Raw genomic sequence first — 22,172 nt, forward strand, 5'->3', positions numbered from 1 at the left:
CAAAAAAAATAGCACCTCACACTAGGATGAAGTACTATGTCCAATCTTATGCTTTTACGATCTCTCTACCTTTGTAAGTTCCGCAAGACTTGCACACACGGTGTGCTAGCTTCAGTTCTCCACATTGTTCACATTTCACCATGCCTGGAACTTCCAATTTAAAGTGAGTACGGCGCTTGTCGCGACGAGTTTTGGACGTTCTTCTTTGAGGTACTGCCATATTCAAAACACCTCCTTATACGAATTTCAACGATGCCTTATTCTTTGTTAAAAAAGTCCGCGAGACCTGCAAGCCTAGGATCAATCTTCTCCTGCTTACAGCCGCAATCACGTTGATTGCGATTCTCTCCGCACACGGGACAGAGACCTTTGCACGCTTCGTCACAAAGTGGTATGTACGGTAAACCGACCACTACATTTTCTACAACGTAAGGCTCTAAATCGACTTTATCTCCAACCACTAAATGAATATCCTCGTCTAGATCCGGATCTTCTTCTTCTGGTTTTTGCATGAAGACTTCCTCAAAAGGAAGTTCGATTGTTTGGTTAGTGTGCGATAAGCATCGTGAACAAATTAACTCCAAGTCTAGCTTTAACGTACCGTTAACTTTTGCTGCTCCATCTTCATACACGGCTTGAAGATCAACGTGTACGGGACCATGACCAAGGATATCTTGACGTCCTTCAAACGGATCGGTCAAGGCCAATTCTTCAGTCATATGAACCTGCCCTTTAAGAGATAGCTCTCTAAAACGAATTTGCATGTTTTTTTCACCCCAAACAAACAAAGATTATTATATCTAGTTTGTATGCCTTTTGTCAATTTAAATTATATTGTTTTTACTAGATCTAGCTTATTTCGGAGGCAATGCTGCTAGAAATTTGAGCGCATCTTCCATTGTGCCGATTTCGACAATTTTCATTTTGGTCTTAATTTGATTGGCTCTCTCAACAGCTGCTGTGTAATTCTCGATTTTGGTACCATCTTTATAAGTCATATCTTTTGGTGCAAAGAAATAATCGGCCTTTTCCCGATCCGCGGCAATGATCTTATGCTGTATACCGCCAATTGGACCTACAGTGCCGTCGCTTTCAATCGTTCCTGTCCCTGCAATGCGATAACCCTTGGTGATATCATCTTCCACGAGTTGATTGTAAATCTCTAAGGAGAACATTAATCCCGCCGAAGGACCGCCGATCTCACCAGCCTTAATGGATACTTGTTGATCCTCTTGGTCTGCTTTTACAGCCTGCATATCCGCCGGTACAACACCGATGCCTGCCCGCGGCTCGCCCTGCTCCCCTTCCTGCTTAGGAAGCGCACCAAGCGTCAGCGTAGCTTGCTGCTCGACTTGTTTTCTCGAATACGTAATAACAATTGTTTCTCCAGCTTTTTTACCTTTAAGTGAGTCCAATAAATCTTGGGCGACCTTCACTTCTTTATCTCCAGCTTTTAAAAGCACATCTCCCGGTTTGAGAACCTTTTCTCCCGATAGGCCAGGCAGCGTCTGGAGTACCATAACCCCTTCATGATTGATATGAAAGGGAATTTTCGCTTGCGTGTAGGCCGCTTGAATAGCACTCGCTTGGGATGTCAACATAACATACTCTTGGCGCTGTGAGTACTCTTGTTCCGACTCACCTTTACGTAAAACACTCGTTTTGGGCTGAATCTCTTCATAAGGATGTACGAGACCGATTAAATAATTCACCATGTTGGCATCGGCAACTCGTACCGTGGTTAGCATCAGAGTCCCCTTTTCGGCATCAGAGCCTTTGGGGATCGTTACCATTGGTTTAATTTCTTCCGCTGTCCCTGGCATGAATATAAAAAAAGGAAGTCTTACAAAAAACAATAAATAAACAATGACAACTCCGACAATCGCGGAGATTAAATAGCGCCTAGTCGCCGATCTTTTCGGATATCGATACGAATCATTCGACCATGTGCGAATCGTACTCTCTTCTTCGTTCTCCATGCAGGTTCCCCTTCCTGATGCCTTCTACAAGTGGTGTCTTTAGCTATACCTCCAAGCGAAAGCTTGGTCTAAACCCGCATGCTCTAGCGTACAATTGAAGCATGTTTAAAGGACGAGGTGATCGTATGCAGCCTAAGAATGTAAGATCCAACTCCAAACTCACAACGCTGGTACTGGGGTCTTTGGCTGCCCTTGTAGTCGTTTCTATCATTTTATTCCCGGACAAGGCATTTCAGTCTTCGCTCGAGGGACTTACAATTTGGTGGAAGCTTGTATTTCCAGCACTGATGCCTTTTCTCATTATGACCGAGCTGTTAATCGGTTTTGGTGTTATTCAAGGGATAGGCATTCTTTTAGAGCCGCTGATGAGGATAGTATTCCGCCTTCCCGGTGTAAGCGGGTGGGCGCTAGCATCAGGTCTTATAGTAGGATTTCCTACTGGAGCCAAAATTACAGCTATCCTGAGAGAAAAAAACCTCATCTCCCAAACAGAAACAGAACGATTAACGGCACTGTCCCATTTCTGCAGCCCCTTATTCCTAATTATGGTCGTTGGCGTTGGCTTTCTGCACAGCGCTAAGCTCGGCTTCATACTTGCAGTAGTCCATTATGCCTCGGCTATTTTAACAGGATTCCTGATGAGAAACTCCAACAAAGCAAAGCAGCCTTTAGCTGACTCCCAAGAACTCCGAATAGCCACCTTGCGGCCTAATCATCAAGCATCCGCTTCCATCTGGAAACTTGCCTTATCCACAATGCGCCAATCTTATTTACACGATGGACGTCCCTTCGGCAAACTGCTCGGGGATGCGGTAGCCTCTTCGGTGCAAACCTTAATGCTAATTGGCGGTTATATGATGATTTTTTCCGTACTGATTAATGTAATTAACATAACTCATCTTACGGACGTATTTCGACCCGTCACACACTATTTACTTAGTTTTATGAATGTCCACACTGATACCACACCTCTTTGGCTCAAGGGGATTCTGGAAATTCATCTGGGTGCCTATGCTTTTAGCCAAGCACAAGGCCTCTCCTTACTCCCGCAAATGGCGCTCCTAAGCGCTTTTCTTGGCTGGGGGGGCTTGTCTGCCCACGCACAAGTAGCTGGCTTTCATCAAAAAACGGATGCCCGTTATCTATTCTTCTTCCAGGCCCGTGCTCTGCACGCTGTACTTGCTTTGGTATTAACCGTTCTGCTTTGGAAGCCGCTTCATCTGCTTTTGCTGGATTCAGAGCCCAGTTTTCTATGGTTAGACAAAGCTAAAAGCGAATATCCTACGGCTGCCTTTCCACTGAACGGCGAATCGGCATGGGGCCTATGGGGACCAATGCTGACGCAGTTCCTTCTATTATTCTCTTTGATGATGATTATTTCAATTTTCCTGAGGACTTTCAAAAAGAGAGCTATTGATTAGTAGCCCCTTAGATTCTAGGGAATTTCTTTTTCAGTGCTTCTTCCACCTCAGCCGGAACTAGATCTTCCACTGGTCCGTGAAACTTAGCAATCTCTTTGACAATACTTGAGCTCAAGTACGAAAACTGAGGTTTCGAAGTCATAAAGAAAGTTTCTACATCTGGATTCAGCTTGTGATTCGTAGAAGCCATCTGCAATTCATACTCAAAGTCAGAAACCGCCCGAAGTCCACGAACAATTAGTCGCACATTGCGAGCTTTCATATAATTGACCATCAAATCTCTAAAACCATCCACCTCTACATTCGGCAGATCCTTGGTCACCTTCCTAATGAGCTCCATCCGTTCTTCCAATGTGAACAGAGGATTCTTGGATGTGTTATTCAGTACAGCTACAATCAACTTATCAAACACTTTTGCCGCTCTATGTATAATGTCAAGATGGCCGTGTGTAACAGGATCAAAACTGCCTGGATAAACGGCAACTGTAATTCCGTGTTCTTGCCTCATCATGCTGTTCATCTCCTTAAAAGCTTGCTCATATTTATTCTGCTGATCCTTTGTAAATTGTGACAGCGGTATCTCCGTAATCGGATCTTCGCTGCTGCTTAAATCCTCCGATGGTATTTTCGAGGACATCTTTAGCATCGTGTTCCACAACTATCGTGGTATTCAATTGAACGATCGACTGCTCTTCCATCGTGTTTATCAGTTCCGCGATTAATTTCATTTTATACGGAGGATCGAGGAAAACGAGTTCAAATTGCTGCTCCCGCTTCGCTAACGCTTTTAACGCCCGAGTTGCATCCGTTCGGTAGACCTCAGCTTGGTCCTTGAGACCTGCGGTAACTAAATTATGCCCAATCGTGTCGATGCTTTTCTTCTCGATATCAATGAAGACAGCCTTATCCATCCCGCGGCTAAGCGCTTCAATCCCGAGTCCGCCTGTACCTGCAAATAGATCAAGTACTTGTCCTCCTTCAAAATAAGGACCAATCATACTGAAGATCGCTTCTTTCACTTTATCCGTTGTTGGCCGTGTGCTGGTACCGGGTACAGCTTTTAACGACCTGCCTTTGGCGGTGCCTGAAATCACTCTCATCTTACGTATTTCCCTTCCAGCTGGCTCATTCTTTTGCTATCGTACCACAAGCTCTAATCGGACACAAAAATTTTATCCCTGTGATGTATAAATTTCCCGTAAAACGGTCATCCTTGAACTATCGACATCAGAGAATGTCGTAGACAACCGCGGAGAAGACTTACGTTTCCCCATAAGCTCTTCGTCCGGTTTCTCCTCTCCCATGAGGCGGCTGCGCAAGCAGTCGCCGTTATTATTTTATAGCACAAATTTTAAAGAGGGTGTCCCAAAAGTCATAAAATGACTGAGGGGCATCCTCTCATTTTGTAAACAAAAAGAAACCGTTCTTTGGTAAAATGGAGGTACCACCCAACCACTTACAAAAGGAGACGGTTTCTTTGTACATTCAATATACCATGGATCAACTTTGCCTGCCAATGGACTTGGAGGAAGATATTCCTCAAAATCACCTCGTTCGCATTGTAAACGCCGCCGTGAATCAACTGGATGACGTCATTTTCGAGGCAGCTTACCCTGGAGGCGGAAGAGATAGCTATCACCCTAAGATGCTAACAAAAGTGATCATTTATGCCTACACCCAGCGTATTTACTCCTCCCGACAGATCGCCAAGGCTGTCCGCGAAAACGTCATGTTCATGTGGATTGCAGGCAGACAACGACCCGACTTCCGCACCATTAACCGTTTTCGTTCTGAACGGATGAAAGCCCTGCTGGAGACCGTATTTACCGCGGTTCTTCAATTTTTGGCCGACGAGAAGTACGTTCAACTAGAGCACTATTTTGTTGACGGTACTAAAATTGAAGCGAATGCCAATCGGTATACCTTTGTTTGGGGTAAAGCGGTTGTGAAGCATAAGGCCAAGCTTCAGGAGAAAGTGCAGACGCTGTTTGCCACGATCGAAGAATCTGAGAAGCAAGAAGAGCAGATGCATGTTGGCCAAGACCTAAGCGAACTGGGCGGAGCGTCTGAGATCACAAGTGAAAAATTAGAGATCGCTGTCAAACAATTGGAAGAAAGACTGCAGGAAAACCCGAAGGACAAGTCGCTAAAGAAAGCCGTGCGCACACTTCGAAAAGATCTTCTTCCTCGACTTCAAAAGTATGAAACACATGAAGAAATTTTAGGGAGTCGGAATAGCTACAGTAAGACCGACAAAGATGCTACGTTCATGCGGATGAAAGAAGATCATATGCGAAACGGCCAACTTAAGCCGGGTTACAATGTACAGATCGGCACTGAAAATCAATTTATCCTCGGCTACAGCGTACACCAACGGCCTACCGATACACGCTGCCTCATCCCTCATCTTGAAAAAGTAAAATCGCAACTAGGCAAGCTGCCGAGCACGATCATCGCTGATGCGGGATATGGCGGCGAAGAGAACTACGACTATTTAGAGCAAAATGAAGTCGAAGCCATCGTCAAATATAGCACCTATCACCGTGAGAAAAACAAAGCGTGGCAAAAGGATATTAGTAAAATCGACAACTGGACCTATGACGAAGAACAAGATACGTGGACATGTGCGACAGGACAACCCCTCATTTTCCGCAGAGCAAGCAAAGAGAAAACGGAGAGTGGATATGAAATCGAGTACCGCCATTACCGGAGTGCAAGCTATGAAGGTTGCCCGCTGAAACCACAGTGTACGAAAGCCCAAGGTAATCGCGAAGTTAAAGTAAGCATGAACTACTTGCGATTAAAGAACCAAGCGCGCAACAAACTCCGTAGCGAAGAAGGTTACGCGCTAGCAGTACGGCGTATGATTGAGCCAGAGCCTGTGTTTGGTGACATCAAGAACAACCGCGGATTCAAAAGATTCCTGCTTCGAGGCTTACCCAAAGTAAGTCTAGAGGTCGGGTGGCTTTCGCTTGCCCATAACTTGCTGAAGAAAGCAGCGATGGACGCTAAAAATAAAGGAGCTAAGCACGTACAAGCCGCTTAGCTCCTTTTTCATTCAAATATTCACTTTTTCTAACGATCTGGAGTGTCCTACACACCAAGACTATCATGGCTTTTGGGACACCCTCTTTTTGAGTTTAACAGGTATGATAAATCATAAAATACACGGTACAAAAAGATAAATCGATCGTTTACTCGGAATCCTTTGTATCGTTGGCGTCCTCCTCCGGCAGCTGTTCCTGAACGACTTGATCTAATGAATCGATAGACACCTGGGTTTTTACCTCAGTTGGCTCTGGCCGACTACGGCCATACAGTCGTACATAGATCTGCTCAATCTCCTCGCCGGTTAGATCGCCTTGTTTTAGCAGCTCCGATGCAATGGTGTGGACGAAGTCGACGTGTTCCCTTACTAAATTTTTTACTTGGAGCATCTGATCCTTCAGAAGCTCGTTAATCTTTGGCCGGAGTGCCTTGAGTGCATCAGCCCGAGAGCCCGTCGCAAGCCAACTGAACAGCTCATCGCCCATACCAACCATACCGAGGTAGGCGCCTGCCATCTCTGTAGCCTGCTGAAGGTCGGAGGTGACACCGTTTAATTTCTTCCCTAAGAACACTTCTTCCACCGCCCGGGCCGCCAGACAGACTTGGATCTCCGCTAAGATTTCACTATCGCTTCGGTTATACCGTTCATGCGTCGGTTTGGTGGCAGCGAGACCGAGCGCGCCGCCCCGGCGGATGATTGTCACTTTCCAGACCCGGTCGTGGGGCTTCAGTAGGTACTGGGCTACAGCATGACCGGCCTCATGGTAGGCGACATTCCGCTTCTCGTCGTCTCTCATGGAGCGGAGCGGCTGTTTGAGTCCCCACTCATAGGTCTCCATAGCAGCCCGGAAGTCCTCGTAACTGGCTTCCTGGGCTCCCCGTTGGTGGGCGATAACAAGCGATTCATTGACGATGTGTTTGATCTGTGCAGGGCTGTAACCGACCGTATCGAGCGACGCCGCTTCCGAAGTTAGCGTAGAGTCCCGTTTCACCTTTCGGAGATAGTATTGGAAAACGTCCACCCGACCATCATAGTCGGGGGTATCGACCCAGAGCTGCCTGTCGAAGCGGCCGGGCCGAAGCAGTGCGGGGTCAAGTACATCGGGCAGGTTTGTCGCAGCAACCGTCAACACCGCCGGTCGCTCTGCCTTTTTGCGCCGCAGACCCAGCGAGCGAAGCATCTTGGAAATCTTGGAGTTGTCGATGTTCGGCGGGTCCATCTGTAAGAGCAGCTCGTTGAGCAGACCAGAGCCGCCGCCCATGCCGAACATTGCTCCTCCTCCACCTGCTCCCGTCTGGCGACTCATTCCGATGGCGTCAATCTCGTCGATGAAGATGATGCACGCGCCGTACACAGTCGCCAGCTTCCGGGTCTTCTTGTAGAGGCGCATCACCTTCAGGTTGCCGACGCCGAAGAACATGTTTTGAAAGCTGGGTGCCGAGGCATAAGCAAAAGGCACCTGTGCTTCGTTAGCGATCACCTGTGCGAGGTAGGACTTACCGGTACCTGGAGGTCCGCAGAGCAGTAAGCCTCTGATCGCCTCGCCACCCATTTCCTTGAACTCCTTTACGCCCTTGAGCAGAATGACGATCCGTTTGGCATTCTCAACGATTTCGGGATTACCCCGGTAATCATCCCATGTGGCTCCAGTCTCGCCAGGCAGAATCCAGTACGTGCGACCCCGGGCCAGGAACCAGAAAAGGGCTACGAACTGGACAATCATGAACGTTATGGCAAAAAGCAACTGCATCACAATACCGATAATAGTCAATGCGATATTCCAAGATGTCGGCCCTCCTGCCCATATCAGCATGCCGGTAAAGACGAGCGCTGCGAGCCACAGTATGAACGTTCGCCACTTGATCCACTGATATCTCTTCATGGACTCACTTCCTTTAAGACGGTTTGTATTATATCTATGTAAAACCACAGGCCTCCCAGAAAGAAGGCCAAAGTCTTGTTTATCGGAATTTTCTTTTAATGTCCAATAAATACTTGAGAATTACAGCGATACCACCAACGAAATAAAATATCACCAGAGTCCACCCCGTAGGATCAGTTGGAATCAAGGATAAAACAATCTCTAATGGCAGGATATAATATAGGACATCTTTCAAATAACCTAATACAAAAGTTGGATCAAAAGAGCCTTTCCAAAAGGATTGGAAAAAGGCGATTAGAAAATCAATGATCATTAATCCAAATATGGCCCACATGGTGTACATCATCCAGTCTGCAAGTGTAAATGTCATTTATCATCACCACCCTCCTACATACTATGCTAGGATTACTGACATGATACAGTTTTTCATCAATCTGCCCATTCGCTTTACGTGTCTGTAATAGAGACTTACAGTTTTGAATTAAGAAAAAATAAACGACACCACTAGGGTGTCGTTTATTTTAGTCCTTCATTTCCTGATCTCTTTGCCCGTCTGCCTCCTATTCACATGCCACACCGTCATTATCAAGGTCTAACTTACTGCTGTACCCAGGATCACCTCGATGAAGAGGAGCTTTGCCGGCAGCTTTAACTGCTGTACAGTTTGGATAGCTAACGTTACTATTTGATGTAGATGATGCAGGTGCTTTTGATGGCTGTGTTTCTTTCGCAGGTTCCTCTGTTTTCTTCATTACCTCTGGATGATATCCATCATCCTTCGCGTAGTTCTCTATGCTCCAGATGCCAGTTCCCGCCTGCTGTGCTTTCTTTTGAATTTCTCTGAATTTATCAACGTATTTTACATCGGGTTGGTAGATGGCTACTCGGGCTAATCCCTTTTCTAGAAGCAGCTCGTTTACCATTTTATCATCGAGCCAAACATACATAAGCAGCCGGCCATAACTATCACGTTCTGAGACGTCTTTTTCAAGTTTTACTTCTTTACCTTCAAGCATATCGGTTGTAAATTTCGATGCCTCCGGGCCGAAAGGTTCTACAGGCTTCGATGGATGTTTGGTTTCAGGTGTGTCAATCAGGACGAAACGAACCGTTTCCTTTTTGTCACCGATCAACACATTAATTGTGTCCCCATCTACTACCTTGGTTACTTTTGCCGTTATGTACTTGTTAGCTTCTGCTACAGGTGCAGTTGTCGTCTGTGTAGTTGCCATAGCGCCGATTAAAATAATGATAGCCCAAACTGCCACACCGCCAAGAATAAGTTTGTTTTTGGTTCTTTTCATCAGAAAAAAAATGCCGATGTATGGAGCTACTAAACATAGGAGAACTAAAAACCAAGTTGTCTGATACCACTTTTGCCGAGACATGGATGCACACCTACCTATTTTTTATTAGCAAGTAAATTTTTATTTCAATACCCCGTTTGGGGTTAATGAATTTAAAACCTTGTATTCCCTCCTGCATACTTCATATGATATGATAGAAACAAGAACATACATTCTATTTATTTCGCATTCATCTTACAGTCAGAAAAGAAGGTATCCTATGCAAGATCACACAATTTTTGAGCGTTTGCGTAACAAATATGCGGATGAAGACAGGGCCAAGCTGGTCATGCTGCAATTAAGAACGTTAATGCAACAGAAGAAAAAGAAGAAATGGTATCAAAAATGGAAGACGCCGACAAAAACCCAACCATCGAGTTGGAACGAATAACAGGCATCAATTTATTTGCAGCAAATCCGGAACATAAATAGAAGCTTTCCTTTCGTAGCAGAACTACTGAGGAGAGCTTCTTCGCCTTTAGTTGCTTCTTTTTCGTGAATAATACAATACACCGAGATAATGCGCTCCTGTAAATAGGGTGAGAATTCCAAAGAACAACAGGAACCCTCCTTCACGATCACGGAAGAAAAATTGCAGTACGAAAAGCGCAAGTGATATTTCGCTCCAGAGAAGCGTTCTTCTTTTGAGCTGGGTTAGATCCGCAGTCGATCTGCTTATTTTGCGAAGATTCATGAATGTAAGACCAGCGAGTACGATTACACCAATGATGATCACGAGAATGTAACTTGAATTGCCTGACATGTGACTCCCCCTATTTCCGATGGTTCAACTTTATCTTCTATTAATAGTAAGAACATTATATCTAAGATACATGGAATATGGCTAGATGTCTATTTCGAATTGTCCCTTTAAAAAAGGATTTCAGCTTCTTCCGTGGAACATATTTGGAATGTGTTGTCTAAATCTCACAGCGAGGAGCTTACACCATGTCTACCCTGTCATTTAAAGAATTAGAAGAGTCTGATATTCCCCTTCTGATGGATATCTACAATCATTTTGTCCTACATACGACTGTTTCTTTTCACACGGAGCCCGTAGAGATATCAGAATTTACAGAAAGTGTAGTTCATCCAAACCCGCGTTACCAAACTTATGTGATAACATTCGATGGGATCCTTCAAGGATATGTACAAGTCATGCCGCACAAGAAAAAGCAAGCCTATGATACCACTGGGGAAGTGACGATCTATTTGAATCCGGAATGCGTGGGCAAAGGATTGGGCTCAGCAGCCATTCAGTACATTGAAGCAGTTGCCAAAGATCGCGGCTTCCACACTCTGATCTCCACCATTTGTGCGGATAATAAACCTAGTATTCATTTGTTTACGAAAAATGGCTATACGCAGTGTGCACATTTCCGTGAGGTTGGCTTTAAATGGGGTCAATTTCTCGATATCGTTACCTATCAGAAAATCATATAAGAGGTTTATGGGGTTAGTAAACTCCAGTTCAACCCCCCGTCTGTCGTTCGCCACAAATCCCTAGCATCCAAAAGCCAGCCACTTGTCGCAGTAGGAAAACTTAGGTGTAAACTCGCAGCAAGCGGCTGGAAAGTGCTAGGAAATTCATGTTGGCTCCACGTTTTTCCTCCATTAAATGTCCGTAGGAATTGCCATGTTTTCTCACTACTTTGTGGATTCGTGTGCATGAGAATGAACCCATTTTGTGAATCCGTAAAAGAAAGGGCCTGCGGCGCAAGGAAACTCGGCAGCCTGCCTGTTTCTTGCCATGTCTCCCCGTCTGTCATGTGATACAGGATCGACACTTCTTTATCCTTCTTGCTGGGCCCAATAAACCAACCCTCGATGACTGAACGGAACGTAAACACGCTCTTCTCTTCTATTGGCATTGAGATGCGGCTTGATGCTGACCAAGTCAAACCCCCATCTTGTGTGCGAAGGAGCACCATGTCTTTCCCACTCTGGAACGCAATCAACCCTTGATGTCTGTCAAAAAAGCGAAAAAACGGCTCTACTCCCCTAGACTCTAATCCAGGTAAGTCCTGTGCGATTACCTCCCACGTTTGACCACCGTCTAAGGTTAATCGAAGTTCTGATTTTTCATCAGAAGATTCACTGGTAAGCAGCCAACCCGTTTGAGGATTAACAAAAGAAATCGCGCTCAGCATGATTGTTTGAGGCAATCTACTCAGAGCCCGCCAGGTCAACCCACCGTCGCTGGATTTCAAGAATTGAAGATCACGGGCGCTGGAAGCGACACCATAGCCATGAAGCTCATCCACGAATGAGATCGCTTTGGTTGGTTTTACATGTATAGGTTGAACTTGATCTTGAATACCAATTTTTTCACCTGCTACGACCGAAAAACCATTATCACGTTTTTGAGTTAGTGAAGTCATTAGATGGGGAGACGGAGTTGAGGCTTCCTCATGAAAGCAACCTGCGCACAGCAGAAAAACCAGCAGTACAACTAATTTTTTGTTGTTTATCAAGGTTGTCATGGACTCAATCCTCTCCTTTCTCTTTGCTAATTCTGCTTTGGGTATATGTAATGACGGTCCATGATCCAAAATAGTTCATGTCCATTTACTGCAGCCATAGCGTACGGGATACTTCAAACAGACTTTAGAGTCTGTTTGATTCCGTTATTTTCACTGGATAGGATGTCCCTTCTTGACAAAAGCTAGAGTATATTAATAATGCTCGGAGGGGATTGCCATGACGAAATGGCTTTGGTCCATCGCCATCGTAGGCTTGCTAGCGACAGGCTGCGGTATGTCAAAAAACAAGCCTTATTACGATCAACGCTCTACACAAAATTCTCATGTGGAAGAACAAGATTTAACAACAGATTCTAGTGCCAACAACGACGAAATTGATACTGAGACTCTTATCAGTCCAAGGAGCATGAATAGTCCCCCCTCTGCTGGGACACCTACGGCTTCCGTTCAACCTAAAGCAACACCTACTGTTATAACGTCCAGACCATCGCCCAAACCTAGCCCCAAGAAAGCAGCAGTACAGCCAGAAGCTTCAAAGAAGCCTTCTGTTCCTGTTCAAAAAAATCAAGGCCAAGCTAGAATTTCTCTGAAAAAGCTTACTCTCTCTCAACTGGTTATGAAATATCCAGATACCTTTAAGCTGCGCGGCTCTGCTCAAGAAAAGAAAGTGGCACTAACCTTCGATGACGGGCCTGACACCCGTTTTACTCCAAAAGTGCTTGATGCGCTTAAGGCGAGCCAAGTTAAGGCGACCTTTTTCGTTCTTGGCGTTCAAGCTAATGCTCATCCCGATATCATTAGGCGGATTGTCAAAGAAGGCCATGTCATCGGGAATCATTCCTACAGTCATGCGAACCTGCCTAAGCTGACGGCGGACAAATTTCAAAGTCAGATTATCAGCACAGAGAGCGTGCTGCAAGGCTTAATCGGCTACGCACCTAAGCTAATCCGCCCGCCGTACGGCGCGATAAATGAAGAGCAGGTCAGATGGATCGCTGACCACCATTATTTGATCGTGAATTGGAATGTCGATTCCCTCGACTGGAAATCGCTGAATTCCGATCAGGTGCTGAACAATATCATGCAGCAAACGAAGCCTGGTTCTATCATCCTTCAGCACTCCGGAGGTGCTGATAGTCAAGATTTGTCAGGGACGGTACAGGCCATTGGACCGCTGATTAGTAAGCTTAAAGCAGCAGGTTACACGTTTGTAACCGTACCTGAGCTGCTTCACGTCACAAAAAGCAAATAAGCCGGAAAGCGCATCTTGAGGGTGCGCAGCCGGCTTATTCTTTTTGTTAGCTTATCCTTGAAGCTCCGAGAGCCTCGTCTTGATGTCTCGGATGATCTGAAGCTGCGCTTGGGCGTTCTCTGGGCTCCACGCCCCCTCACTCATAAGCTGCGCCAGCGTTAACTCCAGCTGGCGCCTTTCGTTGGCTCGCGCCAGCAGCTCCGGCGAGCTCTCACACGCCAAACTCGCATCCGCATACTCATCGTAAGTGCCTGAGAAAGCGATTGGGCTGCGCTCCGCGCTCAGCCACAATAGCTTTGTCGCCAGCTTACGAATGAAGAAGCGGTCATGCGAGACGATGACCATGGCGCCGGGATAGCGGAGCAGCGCCTGTTCAATCCTCTCCCGCGAATCAATATCCAAGTAATTCGTCGGCTCATCCAGCACCAGCAAGTTTGCGCCGCTTAAGTAAAGCTTGAGGAAGGCGAGCCTGCAGCGCTCGCCCATGCTTAAATCACCGATGCGCTTGCGCACCTCTTCGCCTGAGAAGAGGAAGCAGCCCAGAATCGTGCGGGCTTGGGTCTGCGTCATGGCAGGCAGCGCCAGCAGGCTGTCGAGCAGTGTCACACCGTCGTCGAGATGCTTGAGCTCCTGCGAAAAGTAGCCGATCGACGTCTGCGGATGCTGCCGCACCTTGCCGGCAGCGGGCTGCAGTTCACCGACGAGCAGCCCCAGCAGCGTCGTTTTGCCTGAGCCGTTGGGGCCGAGCACGGCCAAACGGTCGCCGCGGTCTACGCTGAGGCTTAGCTCAGCGAACAACTCGCGCTGGCCGTAGCTGAACGCGGCCCGCTCCAGGCGCACAAGCGAGCGTGAAGCGAAGTCGCTTGCGCTCAGCTTCACCTTTAGGTGCGCCGCTTCCCGCGGCTTCTCCACGCGTTCCCCCTCTAGGCGCTCCAACTCCTTCATCTTCGCGTTCATCCGCGAGACGTGCGCACCGGCTCGCGCCTGAAAGTACCCGCGCTGTATCGGCACCTCAGCCATCCGGGCGTTTTTCTCGCCCTGATGGAACCACTGCCGATACGTGCGAATGCTCTCCTCCAGCTGCTCGCGTAGAAGCTGCTGCTTGCGATAGAGCTGCTCCTGCGTACGCAGCTCGAGTTCTTTTTGACGTGTATACTCCGTATACCCGCCACGGTATTTCCGACTGCCTGTCGGCGTCAGTTCGACCAGGCAGGTCGCCACACGATCCATGAAATGGCGATCGTGGGAGACGAACACGACGGTGCCCGGATAGGCTCGAAGCCACACTTCGAGCCATTCGAGCGACGCCGCGTCGAGGTGGTTGGTGGGCTCGTCGAGCAGCAGCAGCTGCGGCTCGCGCACCATCAGACGCGCCAACTGGGCGCGCGTCTTCTGCCCGCCGCTCAGCTGGCCGAGCGGCTGATCCCACAGCTCGCGGCCGAGGCCGAGCTGCAGCAGCTTGCGCTCCACTTGGGTTTCCCAGTGGTAGCCGTCCAGCCCCATGTATCGCTCTGCCGCCTCCTGATAGTCGGCTAGCAGGCTCTCCATGCAAGGAGCAGCCGCATCCTGCATCCGCGCCTCCAGCTCCTTCATGCGGCGCTTCGCAGCGCAGTGCTCTGGGCAGCCTCCCTCGACATAGGCGTGTGTAGACACCGCCTCATCAGCCTCTGTCTGCTGCCCCATCCATCCCCACTGATCGAGCTTCAGCCTGCGTTCCACGCTGCCTTTATCAAGCTCCAGCGTGCCTGCTAAAAGGCGAAGAAGCGTCGTCTTTCCTATGCCATTGCGGCCATAGATCGCGATCCGCTCCCCTGCATTCACTTCCAAATCCACTTGTTCAAAAATTGGTTTCCCCGCGAATTCCTTCATCACATTCACTGCTTTTATTAGTAAAGTCATAGACTCATTTCCTCCTTAAATTCAAATACAAAAAACCGCAAGCAATCGCCTACGGTCAGGAAGAACAAGTCATGATTTTGGTATGCAAAGAACAGCAACCCCTGAAGGAGTCAGCCCCTTTAGACATACGTATCCCACTCGCTCTACCTGCACAATCGTAGAGTCTGCCTATCAACGAACAATTTCGTTTTAGCAGAGAAAGTTAGGCTACATACTTCATCGTCAAAGGGTACCTCCGAGTTCTTTAAGATGGCTCTATTGTATCATAGCCCCCTAAGCACTCAAGGGAGAAAATTAGTATAACCATCTTGCAGCCTGCCCTTTTTTATACTACAATTCAATTCGTAATAATTACTTTTTAATCCCAAGACGAAGGAGGTCCTTGTTTTGAACAAAGTTCCCGTTATCGTACTGAGTGGATTTCTAGGCAGCGGCAAAACAACACTGCTCATCCGCATGCTTCAAGAAGTTGCCTCCTTTAACCTAAGCCCCGCTGTTCTTATGAATGAGCTTGGGAAACAAGATGTAGACGGCCATCTCCTCCAAGAAGCCTCACCTGATGTGAACATGGCCAAACTGCTCGATGGCTGCATCTGCTGCAGTAAAAAAAGTGATATTAGTGATTCCATTAAACAATTGTTAGCGCGCAAGCCTGACGTCATACTCATTGAATTAACCGGTGTTGCCAACCCAGAGGAAATCGTCGATGCATTTACCGAGCCTGCACTACTTCCTCATGTGAAACTACATAAAGTCATCACCATACTTGATGCCGAAAACGTGCTTGAATATAACAGTATTTTCGCCTCGGACCGAGAGCTTGTCTATACACTTCGCAGACAGATGGAAGTTGCAGATCTTCTTATTCTGAACAAAATCGACTTAATCACTGATAAACAACAGAAGTCCATCGAAAAAACAATTCGCAAATTCAATGAACGTTCCTTAATACTGCCAACCGCACATAGTCAATTCGATTTAGAGCTTATTTTTGGCACTCTCAGTCCACAAGGATCGCAATCCACCGTCTCGCCGAATTTCAATAAAAAGCTTCAATTTCAAGTCATTAAAACGGCACAGTCGCCAAGCGAGACATCCAAACACACCCCATCTTTCTCACGTATTCAGACAATCACAATCCTCATGGATGATGACCTTGCCGTGTCACAGCACTTTGTGGAACGTTATTTAGCAAAATGGGGCTCCACACTGCTTCGCGCGAAAGGTTATTTGATTATTGGCGCTAAGCACGATTCCTTTGTTATGCAATTCGCAGGCAAACGCACGAACTGGCAGCAGACCATCTTTCCAAGGAACGCCTTATCTCGTCCTCATTGGTATGGATCTGGATGCGAAGACTCTCGAAGATGACTGGCAAAAGCGATTAACGGAATCCCAACTATAATAGCAATGCAAACCAAAAAAGCAGTTCCGCTGAGTTCACCTCAAGCAGACTGCTTTTACTTTTCCACGATTTTTTAATGCAGCTCAGAAGATGGAGATATGCCCGACTTACAATCTGAGCAGTATCCAAATATCTCAAAACGATGGCTTTGAATTTCAAAACTCTCCGGCAAATCCTTCACAAGCTTCATCGGACAAAACTCAAAGGTTACCGTCTTTTCACAACTGATGCAGATCATATGGTGATGATGATGAGATAAACAACTCGCTTTGAATTTCAAGCCATCCGCCAAGTGAAACTGCTCCAGAACACCCATCTCACTCAACAATCGAAGATTACGGTAGACAGTATCAAAACTCACACCAGGATATTTAACTTTCATGTATTCATAAACGTCTTTTGGCGACAAATAACTTCCGGACTCAGCGAATAACGTTGCCAAACTTCTGCGCTGCTCTGTAATTCTCCATCCTTGCTGAGCCATAGCCCTTAGCATCTCGTCAATCGTATGCGTATGAGTGCCCACCTGCATTACCCCTCTGTCATAAATTGTTCTATTAACATAGTGCAGCAAATAGACCGCTTGAGTCAAGTAGACGAACATCTCGTTCTTAATAAAGTTGTCCTATTCCCCTTTCATTCATCATAGGTTACAATAGTAATAATTATGATTAAGGAGTCTTCATCAATGCCCACTACTGTGTTTCGAGCAAGCATGCATATTATCGCCGCTATCTGTTTCCTTTTAATTGTGCTTATCCTTTTAAACAACGACATGCCTACACAGTCCCTGTTAACAACAGAACGCATTCAAGCATTCAAAACCATGTTCATCAGCATCCTATTAGAAGCTATTCCCTTCATTTTACTAGGTGTATTGCTTTCAGCCTTGCTCCAAACGTTCGTATCCGAGCAAACCATACGCCGTTTAATTCCCAAGAACCCTATTCTTGGCATCCTGTTCGCCTGCGTTTTAGGCATCCTATTTCCTATGTGCGAATGCGGCATGATTCCTGTCGTTCGAAGACTAATACTCAAAGGAATGCCCGTCTATATCGCAGTCGTTTTCATCGTAACCGGACCCATCATTAATCCTATTGTATTCGCAGCTACATTCATGGCTTTCCGAAATCATCCCGCTATCGCTTATTCCCGCATGGGGCTGGCTTTTGCTGTTGCCATAATAATCGGACTAATCCTCTACCGTTTTATCAAAAGTAATCCATTGCGTATAAGTCGAGCCAACTTTTCCAGCCAAGAAGCGTTGGAGGGGCATCAACATCAGGGTGTTGGCATATCCAGTAAGTTAAATACCTTTTTCGTTCATGCCTCTGATGAGTTTTTTGAAATGGGTAAATATCTCGCCTTTGGCTCTTTGCTCACCGCGCTGATTCAAGTTTTTATGCAGCGCGAAAGCCTGCTTGCCATTGGTCAAGGCCCTATCAGTTCCCATTTGTTTATGATGGGCTTCGCTTATATCCTATCTCTATGCTCCACGTCAGACGCTTTCGTTGCTTCATCTTTTCAAACGTCATTTACATCCGGTTCACTGCTTACATTCCTGGTCTTCGGCCCTATGCTTGATTTCAAAAGCACACTTATGATGCTTTCCGTTTTCAAATCCAAATTCGTACTCATGCTCTCAGTATTAATTGCTATCACCGTACTGGCTTGTTCACTGCTTTTGGAACGCTTTTTCTAACTTTTAAGGTCATACAATTTAGGAGGAATTGACATGAGTGAAGTCCGGCTAATAAGCTTTCATTATTTCTTTCGTACGTTAATTTTACTTGGTTTTTCCAGCTATATCGTGATCCTCACCAAGACAGATGCTCTTCAATACTACATAGCTCCGCGTATGATGATTTATGTCAAAACCGCCTCCGTTATCCTTTACATCATTGCCTGCTTTCAAGGCTATATGGCACTGCGTGCTTACTGGGGCAAACCAGTTGCCTGCGAATGTGATCAACCAGTTTCTCGCTCAACCTTGCGCAATACAGTTGCTTACGGACTGCTCGTTCTGCCGTTGTTAATCGGCTTCCTGCTGCCTAATACAGCCTTAAGTAGTGCAATGGTAGCTGCCAAAGGGATGAATCTCTCTGCTGCAAAATCTAGCATAGCCAAACAAAATACAGACCTGATCACCGATAATGGCTCCTCAACAGGAGTGAATGCGTCCAACCAGGGAACTGCGGCTGCTCCAAGTCCCTCAACAGTACCACCTGTGAACAGTAGCCCTGCTCCTGCTTCTAGTACCGAGACGCCAACAATGGCTAAATCCGATGCCGAACTCCAACAGATGTTCCACGTCGATAACGAGTGGGATGAAGATTTTTCCAAAATCGGCATGATCCTCTACAAAAAAGACACCATCGTTGTAAAGCCAGAAATATACATGGAAATCCTTTCGTCCATTGACCTTTTCAAAAACAACTTCATAGGCAAAAAAATCGAACTCACCGGCTTCGTCTACCGCGAAGACAATATGTCAAAAAGCCAATTCGTCGTCGGACGCTTTGCTGTAAGCTGCTGTTCCGCAGATGCTACCCCTTACGGAGTCATGATTGACTTCCCGACCGCTCAAAGCTACCCCAAAGACACGTGGGTCAAAGTCACAGGCACCATCCAAAACGGCAGCTACAACGGAAACGACATCTTCATCATCAAAGCAACCCAAATCGAAAAAACCCCAACGCCCGACTCACCGTATATATACCCAAACTTCGAACCGCTCAAAGAGCTTAACTAGTCAGCACAACTAACGACTACCAAACCAAAAAACCGTCAGGACCACTCTTCATGAGCCTTGACGGTTTTTCTTCACCTCGCGGTTGTCCTATTATGATTTAATGTTCCTGTTACTGCTCCAGTTCCAGTTCCAGTTCCAGTTCCAGTTCCAGTTCCAGTTCGATTGTGTTCTTAATTCTAATTGTTTTACTGTTCTTTACTTAACCATGCAGTCATTCAGTCATACTTCTCACTCATCACTCCTTAATCCTCACTCCTCACTCCTCGCTTCTTACTACTTGCTTATTTCTTACCACTTGCTTACTACTTACTTCTTACTCCTCCTCATCCCCCCTCACACCTTACCTCTTACTCCCTACTCCTTCTTACTTCATACTTCTTACTTCTTACTTCTTACTTTTCACCTCTACTTATACCCCACTCCTCATAATTTTTTTCCATAAAAAGGAAACGAATGCAACTTATATTAATTTCAAACTCAACATATAGACACTATCCCCATTACTCATTTTGCTTTATATCTACAATTCTTTGTCCTAATCTCTGCACAGATCCGATCGAATTTGTGACTCTCATATCTAGAGATATTATTTTAATCCCCGCCTCCTCTTTTATTCTTTTCAAAACAAATCTTACCAGAACCATAATCCTCAAACCGATCGAATAACCAAACCGTAAGATTAAACGCTTTTTGCTGACTTTCATTTAAATCTCCAGTCTAACCTCCGTACTTCAAATTTTCTTTATTTGGTCTCTTCTTTGTTAATCTTCTTTTTTTCTTTCTTTAATTAATTTCATTTTTTCTTTATTTCGTTATTTTCTTTATTTCTTTTCTTATTTCTTATTTCTTATTTCTTATTTCTTATTTCTTATTTCTTATTTCTTATTTATAGTTTTTAATTCTTTGTTATCGTTTTCCACACCTCTTTTCTTCTCATTTTCTCATGTTCCTCTTAATTCCCTGTACCCGTTTTCCGTAGCTTTTGCCGACTTCTATGTCTAATTGAAAACTGTACTAATTTCTATATCCTAATTACTGAGTTCACACTCATACTTACAAAATCAAAAGAAAAGTATGAATTAGAGTTGAAATAAGAACAAATATTCGATATAATAATATAAGAACAAATGTTCCATATCCAACCTATTTGAGGTGTCATAATGGAGACGAACTATCATTTACCAAGTACCCTGGAGCAGTTTCAGCAGCAATTTCCAACTGAAGAGGCCTGTATAGATTACTTTTTTGAGACGAAATGGCCCTCTGGTTTTTCTTGTCCTCACTGTGGGCATTCGCGCGCCTATATAACCAGTACACGCCGACTCCCTCTTTATGAATGTCTTCAATGCCATCACCAAACATCCCTTACAGCTGGAACTATAATGGCAGGCAGTCGCACGTCTTTACATAAATGGCTTACAGCTATTTTTCTGATATCGGGCACGGAACAGGGCACGAATGCTGTTGCGCTCTCCAAGATTATTAGTGTCACCTACAAAACAGCCTGGCTCATCCTCCACAAAATTCGTCACGCCATAAGTACAGCCGACCAAGGCACACTACTCTCGGGTATCGTCCAAGTAAACTCAGCTGTCTATGGAAAGCCATATAATCCTTACTTCCGCAACCATCCTCAGGAACACTATCTTCTAGCAGGCTCCTCCCTTAACATTCAGGGCGAACCTTCCTATATCAAACTCAAACTTGTCCCTAAAATACATGTAAAAGAAAAGCTTTTTCAACGATCCGCAACATTGGATTTCACCCAACAACATATCGAATCACATACAAAGAGCATCGAATTTATTACTGGACGCTTTAGTTCCAAGAAATTCCGCGCTCTCCTTGCATTCGCTGCACAAGCCGGTAAATCTATTAATAATACTTTCCATGGCATTGGCCAAAAGTATCTACAAAATTACCTAGATGAGTTTTGCTATAAGGTAAATCTCACTTTACACGAAGCACCCATTTTTCAGCATTTGACACACTTATGTACAACACCTCATGCCAAGTTAAACTTTCTCAATCCCCAAAATACGCACATGTGCGCCTAATAGCAAGAGTATAACAATGTAGCCTTAAGCGTCCTATCTTATAGGGAATTGGTTTTTCAATAATCCCAAAGCTATTTTAGGTAATGTTCACTAGGATTTTTTTGTGATATATAAAAGCAGAATACAGATAGGGGTTTTAATTATTACTACACCCTTACTACTTACTGCAACCTGAGTCAAAGGGAGAATGGCGATAGCGGGCATACATAGTAGGTAATAGGTACTAAGATAGTACTTATAGTGTTTACTTAGACGATTACTGAAAAATCAGTTAACTAACTGTCCTTAATCACTCTCTTCTCTCTTCTCTCTTCTCTCTTCTCTCTTCTCTCTTCTCTCTTTTTTTCCACCACTCTTATTTACTCTTATTTACTCTTATTTACTCTCCTTTATTCTCTTTTGCTTTATCTTACTTCCTTTTATCACCATTTACTATTACTTTCCTCTTACTCCCATTACTCTACTTCCTTATCACCTGAGCCAAGGGGATAGTGATCATAGTCCCCCGTTAGAGGATAGGTACGACCCACGTAACAAGTAATTTTAATAACTCCGCTCCCTTATATCTGAGCCAAAGGGATAGTGGCCACAGTGCCCGCTTAGGCCATATCCAACCCTTATGTTTGTCGTATCATAAAAAAAGAATC

Annotated in this window: 21 protein-coding genes; 9 read left to right on the plus strand and 12 right to left on the minus strand. The window is 45.5% G+C overall.

The window, feature by feature from the left end:
• Window positions 1-46: 46 nt before the first annotated feature.
• The 3 genes from rpmF to QFZ80_RS17730 form a co-directional block, all read right to left on the minus strand.
• The gene (gene rpmF / locus QFZ80_RS17720; protein WP_029195321.1) at window positions 47-220 is read right to left on the minus strand and encodes a 50S ribosomal protein L32; all 174 of its coding nucleotides are present in this window, start codon (window positions 218-220) and stop codon (window positions 47-49) included.
• A gap of 37 nt (window positions 221-257) precedes the next feature.
• A complete protein-coding gene (locus QFZ80_RS17725; RefSeq protein ID WP_307545035.1) occupies window positions 258-764 on the minus strand; it encodes a YceD family protein in 507 nt (168 codons plus the stop codon).
• A 90-nt stretch (window positions 765-854) separates the two neighbouring features.
• Window positions 855-1,979: a SepM family pheromone-processing serine protease gene (locus QFZ80_RS17730; protein ID WP_307545034.1), complete on the minus strand. Its 1,125-nt coding sequence runs from the start codon at window positions 1,977-1,979 to the stop codon at window positions 855-857.
• A 125-nt stretch (window positions 1,980-2,104) separates the two neighbouring features.
• Between QFZ80_RS17730 and QFZ80_RS39330 the strand changes: the two genes are divergently transcribed.
• A complete protein-coding gene (locus QFZ80_RS39330; RefSeq protein ID WP_307560230.1) occupies window positions 2,105-3,400 on the plus strand; it encodes a nucleoside recognition domain-containing protein in 1,296 nt (431 codons plus the stop codon).
• Between the two features lie 7 nt (window positions 3,401-3,407).
• On the opposite strand, the gene coaD is transcribed toward QFZ80_RS39330, so the two are convergent.
• Together coaD and rsmD are read right to left on the minus strand one after the other, a co-directional pair.
• On the minus strand, window positions 3,408-3,911 hold the full coding sequence (gene coaD, locus QFZ80_RS17740; RefSeq protein WP_029195317.1) for a pantetheine-phosphate adenylyltransferase: 504 nt from the start codon (window positions 3,909-3,911) through the stop codon (window positions 3,408-3,410).
• 31 nt (window positions 3,912-3,942) lie between these two features.
• Window positions 3,943-4,500, minus strand: a complete 558-nt coding sequence (rsmD, locus tag QFZ80_RS17745) for a 16S rRNA (guanine(966)-N(2))-methyltransferase RsmD (protein WP_307545030.1) — start codon at window positions 4,498-4,500, stop codon at window positions 3,943-3,945.
• A 377-nt stretch (window positions 4,501-4,877) separates the two neighbouring features.
• Between rsmD and QFZ80_RS17750 the strand changes: the two genes are divergently transcribed.
• A complete protein-coding gene (locus QFZ80_RS17750) occupies window positions 4,878-6,446 on the plus strand; it encodes an IS1182 family transposase (protein WP_307560232.1) in 1,569 nt (522 codons plus the stop codon).
• Between the two features lie 148 nt (window positions 6,447-6,594).
• On the opposite strand, the gene QFZ80_RS17755 is transcribed toward QFZ80_RS17750, so the two are convergent.
• The 3 genes from QFZ80_RS17755 to QFZ80_RS17765 all read right to left on the minus strand — a co-directional run bounded on the left by QFZ80_RS17755 (window position 6,595) and on the right by QFZ80_RS17765 (window position 9,719).
• The gene (locus QFZ80_RS17755; RefSeq protein ID WP_307560234.1) at window positions 6,595-8,331 is read right to left on the minus strand and encodes an AAA family ATPase; all 1,737 of its coding nucleotides are present in this window, start codon (window positions 8,329-8,331) and stop codon (window positions 6,595-6,597) included.
• Between the two features lie 79 nt (window positions 8,332-8,410).
• Complete coding sequence (locus QFZ80_RS17760; protein ID WP_307545026.1) at window positions 8,411-8,701, minus strand: hypothetical protein; 291 nt, start codon at window positions 8,699-8,701, stop codon at window positions 8,411-8,413.
• Window positions 8,702-8,891: 190 nt separating this feature from the next.
• Window positions 8,892-9,719 (minus strand): thermonuclease family protein, encoded by an 828-nt coding sequence (locus QFZ80_RS17765; protein ID WP_307545023.1) that lies wholly within the window; start codon window positions 9,717-9,719, stop codon window positions 8,892-8,894.
• 178 nt (window positions 9,720-9,897) lie between these two features.
• Between QFZ80_RS17765 and QFZ80_RS17770 the strand changes: the two genes are divergently transcribed.
• Complete coding sequence (locus QFZ80_RS17770) at window positions 9,898-10,068, plus strand: hypothetical protein (RefSeq protein ID WP_171648775.1); 171 nt, start codon at window positions 9,898-9,900, stop codon at window positions 10,066-10,068.
• An 87-nt stretch (window positions 10,069-10,155) separates the two neighbouring features.
• On the opposite strand, the gene QFZ80_RS17775 is transcribed toward QFZ80_RS17770, so the two are convergent.
• Window positions 10,156-10,440 carry a hypothetical protein gene (locus tag QFZ80_RS17775; protein WP_307545019.1) on the minus strand — a complete coding sequence of 95 codons (285 nt, stop codon included), beginning with the start codon at window positions 10,438-10,440 and terminating at the stop codon, window positions 10,156-10,158.
• 185 nt (window positions 10,441-10,625) lie between these two features.
• Here QFZ80_RS17775 and QFZ80_RS17780 point away from each other — a divergent pair, with 185 nt between their 5' ends.
• The gene (locus QFZ80_RS17780; RefSeq protein ID WP_307560236.1) at window positions 10,626-11,120 is read left to right on the plus strand and encodes a GNAT family N-acetyltransferase; all 495 of its coding nucleotides are present in this window, start codon (window positions 10,626-10,628) and stop codon (window positions 11,118-11,120) included.
• Between the two features lie 5 nt (window positions 11,121-11,125).
• On the opposite strand, the gene QFZ80_RS17785 is transcribed toward QFZ80_RS17780, so the two are convergent.
• Entirely contained in the window at window positions 11,126-12,160 is a 1,035-nt protein-coding gene (locus QFZ80_RS17785; protein ID WP_307560238.1) for a WD40/YVTN/BNR-like repeat-containing protein, read from the minus strand.
• A 217-nt stretch (window positions 12,161-12,377) separates the two neighbouring features.
• Between QFZ80_RS17785 and QFZ80_RS17790 the strand changes: the two genes are divergently transcribed.
• Entirely contained in the window at window positions 12,378-13,412 is a 1,035-nt protein-coding gene (locus QFZ80_RS17790; RefSeq protein WP_307560240.1) for a polysaccharide deacetylase family protein, read from the plus strand.
• Between the two features lie 51 nt (window positions 13,413-13,463).
• On the opposite strand, the gene abc-f is transcribed toward QFZ80_RS17790, so the two are convergent.
• Complete coding sequence (gene abc-f, locus QFZ80_RS17795) at window positions 13,464-15,311, minus strand: ribosomal protection-like ABC-F family protein (RefSeq protein WP_307560242.1); 1,848 nt, start codon at window positions 15,309-15,311, stop codon at window positions 13,464-13,466.
• A 387-nt stretch (window positions 15,312-15,698) separates the two neighbouring features.
• Between abc-f and QFZ80_RS17800 the strand changes: the two genes are divergently transcribed.
• Window positions 15,699-16,682: a GTP-binding protein gene (locus QFZ80_RS17800; protein WP_307560244.1), complete on the plus strand. Its 984-nt coding sequence runs from the start codon at window positions 15,699-15,701 to the stop codon at window positions 16,680-16,682.
• Between the two features lie 107 nt (window positions 16,683-16,789).
• Here the strand turns inward: QFZ80_RS17800 and QFZ80_RS17805 are convergent, their stop codons facing one another.
• The gene (locus QFZ80_RS17805) at window positions 16,790-17,248 is read right to left on the minus strand and encodes a Fur family transcriptional regulator (protein ID WP_036634240.1); all 459 of its coding nucleotides are present in this window, start codon (window positions 17,246-17,248) and stop codon (window positions 16,790-16,792) included.
• 156 nt (window positions 17,249-17,404) lie between these two features.
• On the opposite strand from QFZ80_RS17805, the gene QFZ80_RS17810 reads away from it, so the two are divergent.
• The 3 genes from QFZ80_RS17810 to QFZ80_RS17820 all read left to right on the plus strand — a co-directional run bounded on the left by QFZ80_RS17810 (window position 17,405) and on the right by QFZ80_RS17820 (window position 21,525).
• The gene (locus tag QFZ80_RS17810; RefSeq protein ID WP_307560246.1) at window positions 17,405-18,418 is read left to right on the plus strand and encodes a permease; all 1,014 of its coding nucleotides are present in this window, start codon (window positions 17,405-17,407) and stop codon (window positions 18,416-18,418) included.
• 33 nt (window positions 18,419-18,451) lie between these two features.
• Window positions 18,452-19,468 (plus strand): TIGR03943 family putative permease subunit, encoded by a 1,017-nt coding sequence (locus QFZ80_RS17815; RefSeq protein WP_307560248.1) that lies wholly within the window; start codon window positions 18,452-18,454, stop codon window positions 19,466-19,468.
• A 1,160-nt stretch (window positions 19,469-20,628) separates the two neighbouring features.
• On the plus strand, window positions 20,629-21,525 hold the full coding sequence (locus tag QFZ80_RS17820; protein ID WP_307560250.1) for a transposase: 897 nt from the start codon (window positions 20,629-20,631) through the stop codon (window positions 21,523-21,525).
• Window positions 21,526-22,172 lie beyond the last annotated feature (647 nt).

The organism is Paenibacillus sp. V4I7 (assembly GCF_030817275.1).
GTDB lineage: Bacteria > Bacillota > Bacilli > Paenibacillales > NBRC-103111 > Paenibacillus_E.

Excerpts from the sequence above, each read along its gene's own strand:
- QFZ80_RS17765 (WP_307545023.1), bottom strand. The coding sequence starts at position 9,719 with ATGTCTCGGCAAAAGTGGTATCAGACAACTTGGTTTTTAGTTCTCCTA.
- QFZ80_RS39330 (WP_307560230.1), top strand. The coding sequence starts at position 2,105 with ATGCAGCCTAAGAATGTAAGATCCAACTCCAAACTCACAACGCTGGTA.
- QFZ80_RS17810 (WP_307560246.1), top strand. The coding sequence starts at position 17,405 with ATGCCCACTACTGTGTTTCGAGCAAGCATGCATATTATCGCCGCTATC.
- QFZ80_RS17730 (WP_307545034.1), bottom strand. The coding sequence starts at position 1,979 with ATGGAGAACGAAGAAGAGAGTACGATTCGCACATGGTCGAATGATTCG.
- QFZ80_RS17770 (WP_171648775.1), top strand. The coding sequence starts at position 9,898 with ATGCAAGATCACACAATTTTTGAGCGTTTGCGTAACAAATATGCGGAT.
- rsmD (WP_307545030.1), bottom strand. The coding sequence starts at position 4,500 with ATGAGAGTGATTTCAGGCACCGCCAAAGGCAGGTCGTTAAAAGCTGTA.
- QFZ80_RS17725 (WP_307545035.1), bottom strand. The coding sequence starts at position 764 with ATGCAAATTCGTTTTAGAGAGCTATCTCTTAAAGGGCAGGTTCATATG.
- QFZ80_RS17805 (WP_036634240.1), bottom strand. The coding sequence starts at position 17,248 with ATGCAGGTGGGCACTCATACGCATACGATTGACGAGATGCTAAGGGCT.
- coaD (WP_029195317.1), bottom strand. The coding sequence starts at position 3,911 with ATGATGAGGCAAGAACACGGAATTACAGTTGCCGTTTATCCAGGCAGT.
- rpmF (WP_029195321.1), bottom strand. The coding sequence starts at position 220 with ATGGCAGTACCTCAAAGAAGAACGTCCAAAACTCGTCGCGACAAGCGC.
- abc-f (WP_307560242.1), bottom strand. The coding sequence starts at position 15,311 with ATGACTTTACTAATAAAAGCAGTGAATGTGATGAAGGAATTCGCGGGG.
- QFZ80_RS17785 (WP_307560238.1), bottom strand. The coding sequence starts at position 12,160 with ATGACAACCTTGATAAACAACAAAAAATTAGTTGTACTGCTGGTTTTT.
- QFZ80_RS17820 (WP_307560250.1), top strand. The coding sequence starts at position 20,629 with ATGGAGACGAACTATCATTTACCAAGTACCCTGGAGCAGTTTCAGCAG.
- QFZ80_RS17775 (WP_307545019.1), bottom strand. The coding sequence starts at position 10,440 with ATGTCAGGCAATTCAAGTTACATTCTCGTGATCATCATTGGTGTAATC.
- QFZ80_RS17755 (WP_307560234.1), bottom strand. The coding sequence starts at position 8,331 with ATGAAGAGATATCAGTGGATCAAGTGGCGAACGTTCATACTGTGGCTC.
- QFZ80_RS17790 (WP_307560240.1), top strand. The coding sequence starts at position 12,378 with ATGACGAAATGGCTTTGGTCCATCGCCATCGTAGGCTTGCTAGCGACA.
- QFZ80_RS17780 (WP_307560236.1), top strand. The coding sequence starts at position 10,626 with ATGTCTACCCTGTCATTTAAAGAATTAGAAGAGTCTGATATTCCCCTT.
- QFZ80_RS17815 (WP_307560248.1), top strand. The coding sequence starts at position 18,452 with ATGAGTGAAGTCCGGCTAATAAGCTTTCATTATTTCTTTCGTACGTTA.
- QFZ80_RS17760 (WP_307545026.1), bottom strand. The coding sequence starts at position 8,701 with ATGACATTTACACTTGCAGACTGGATGATGTACACCATGTGGGCCATA.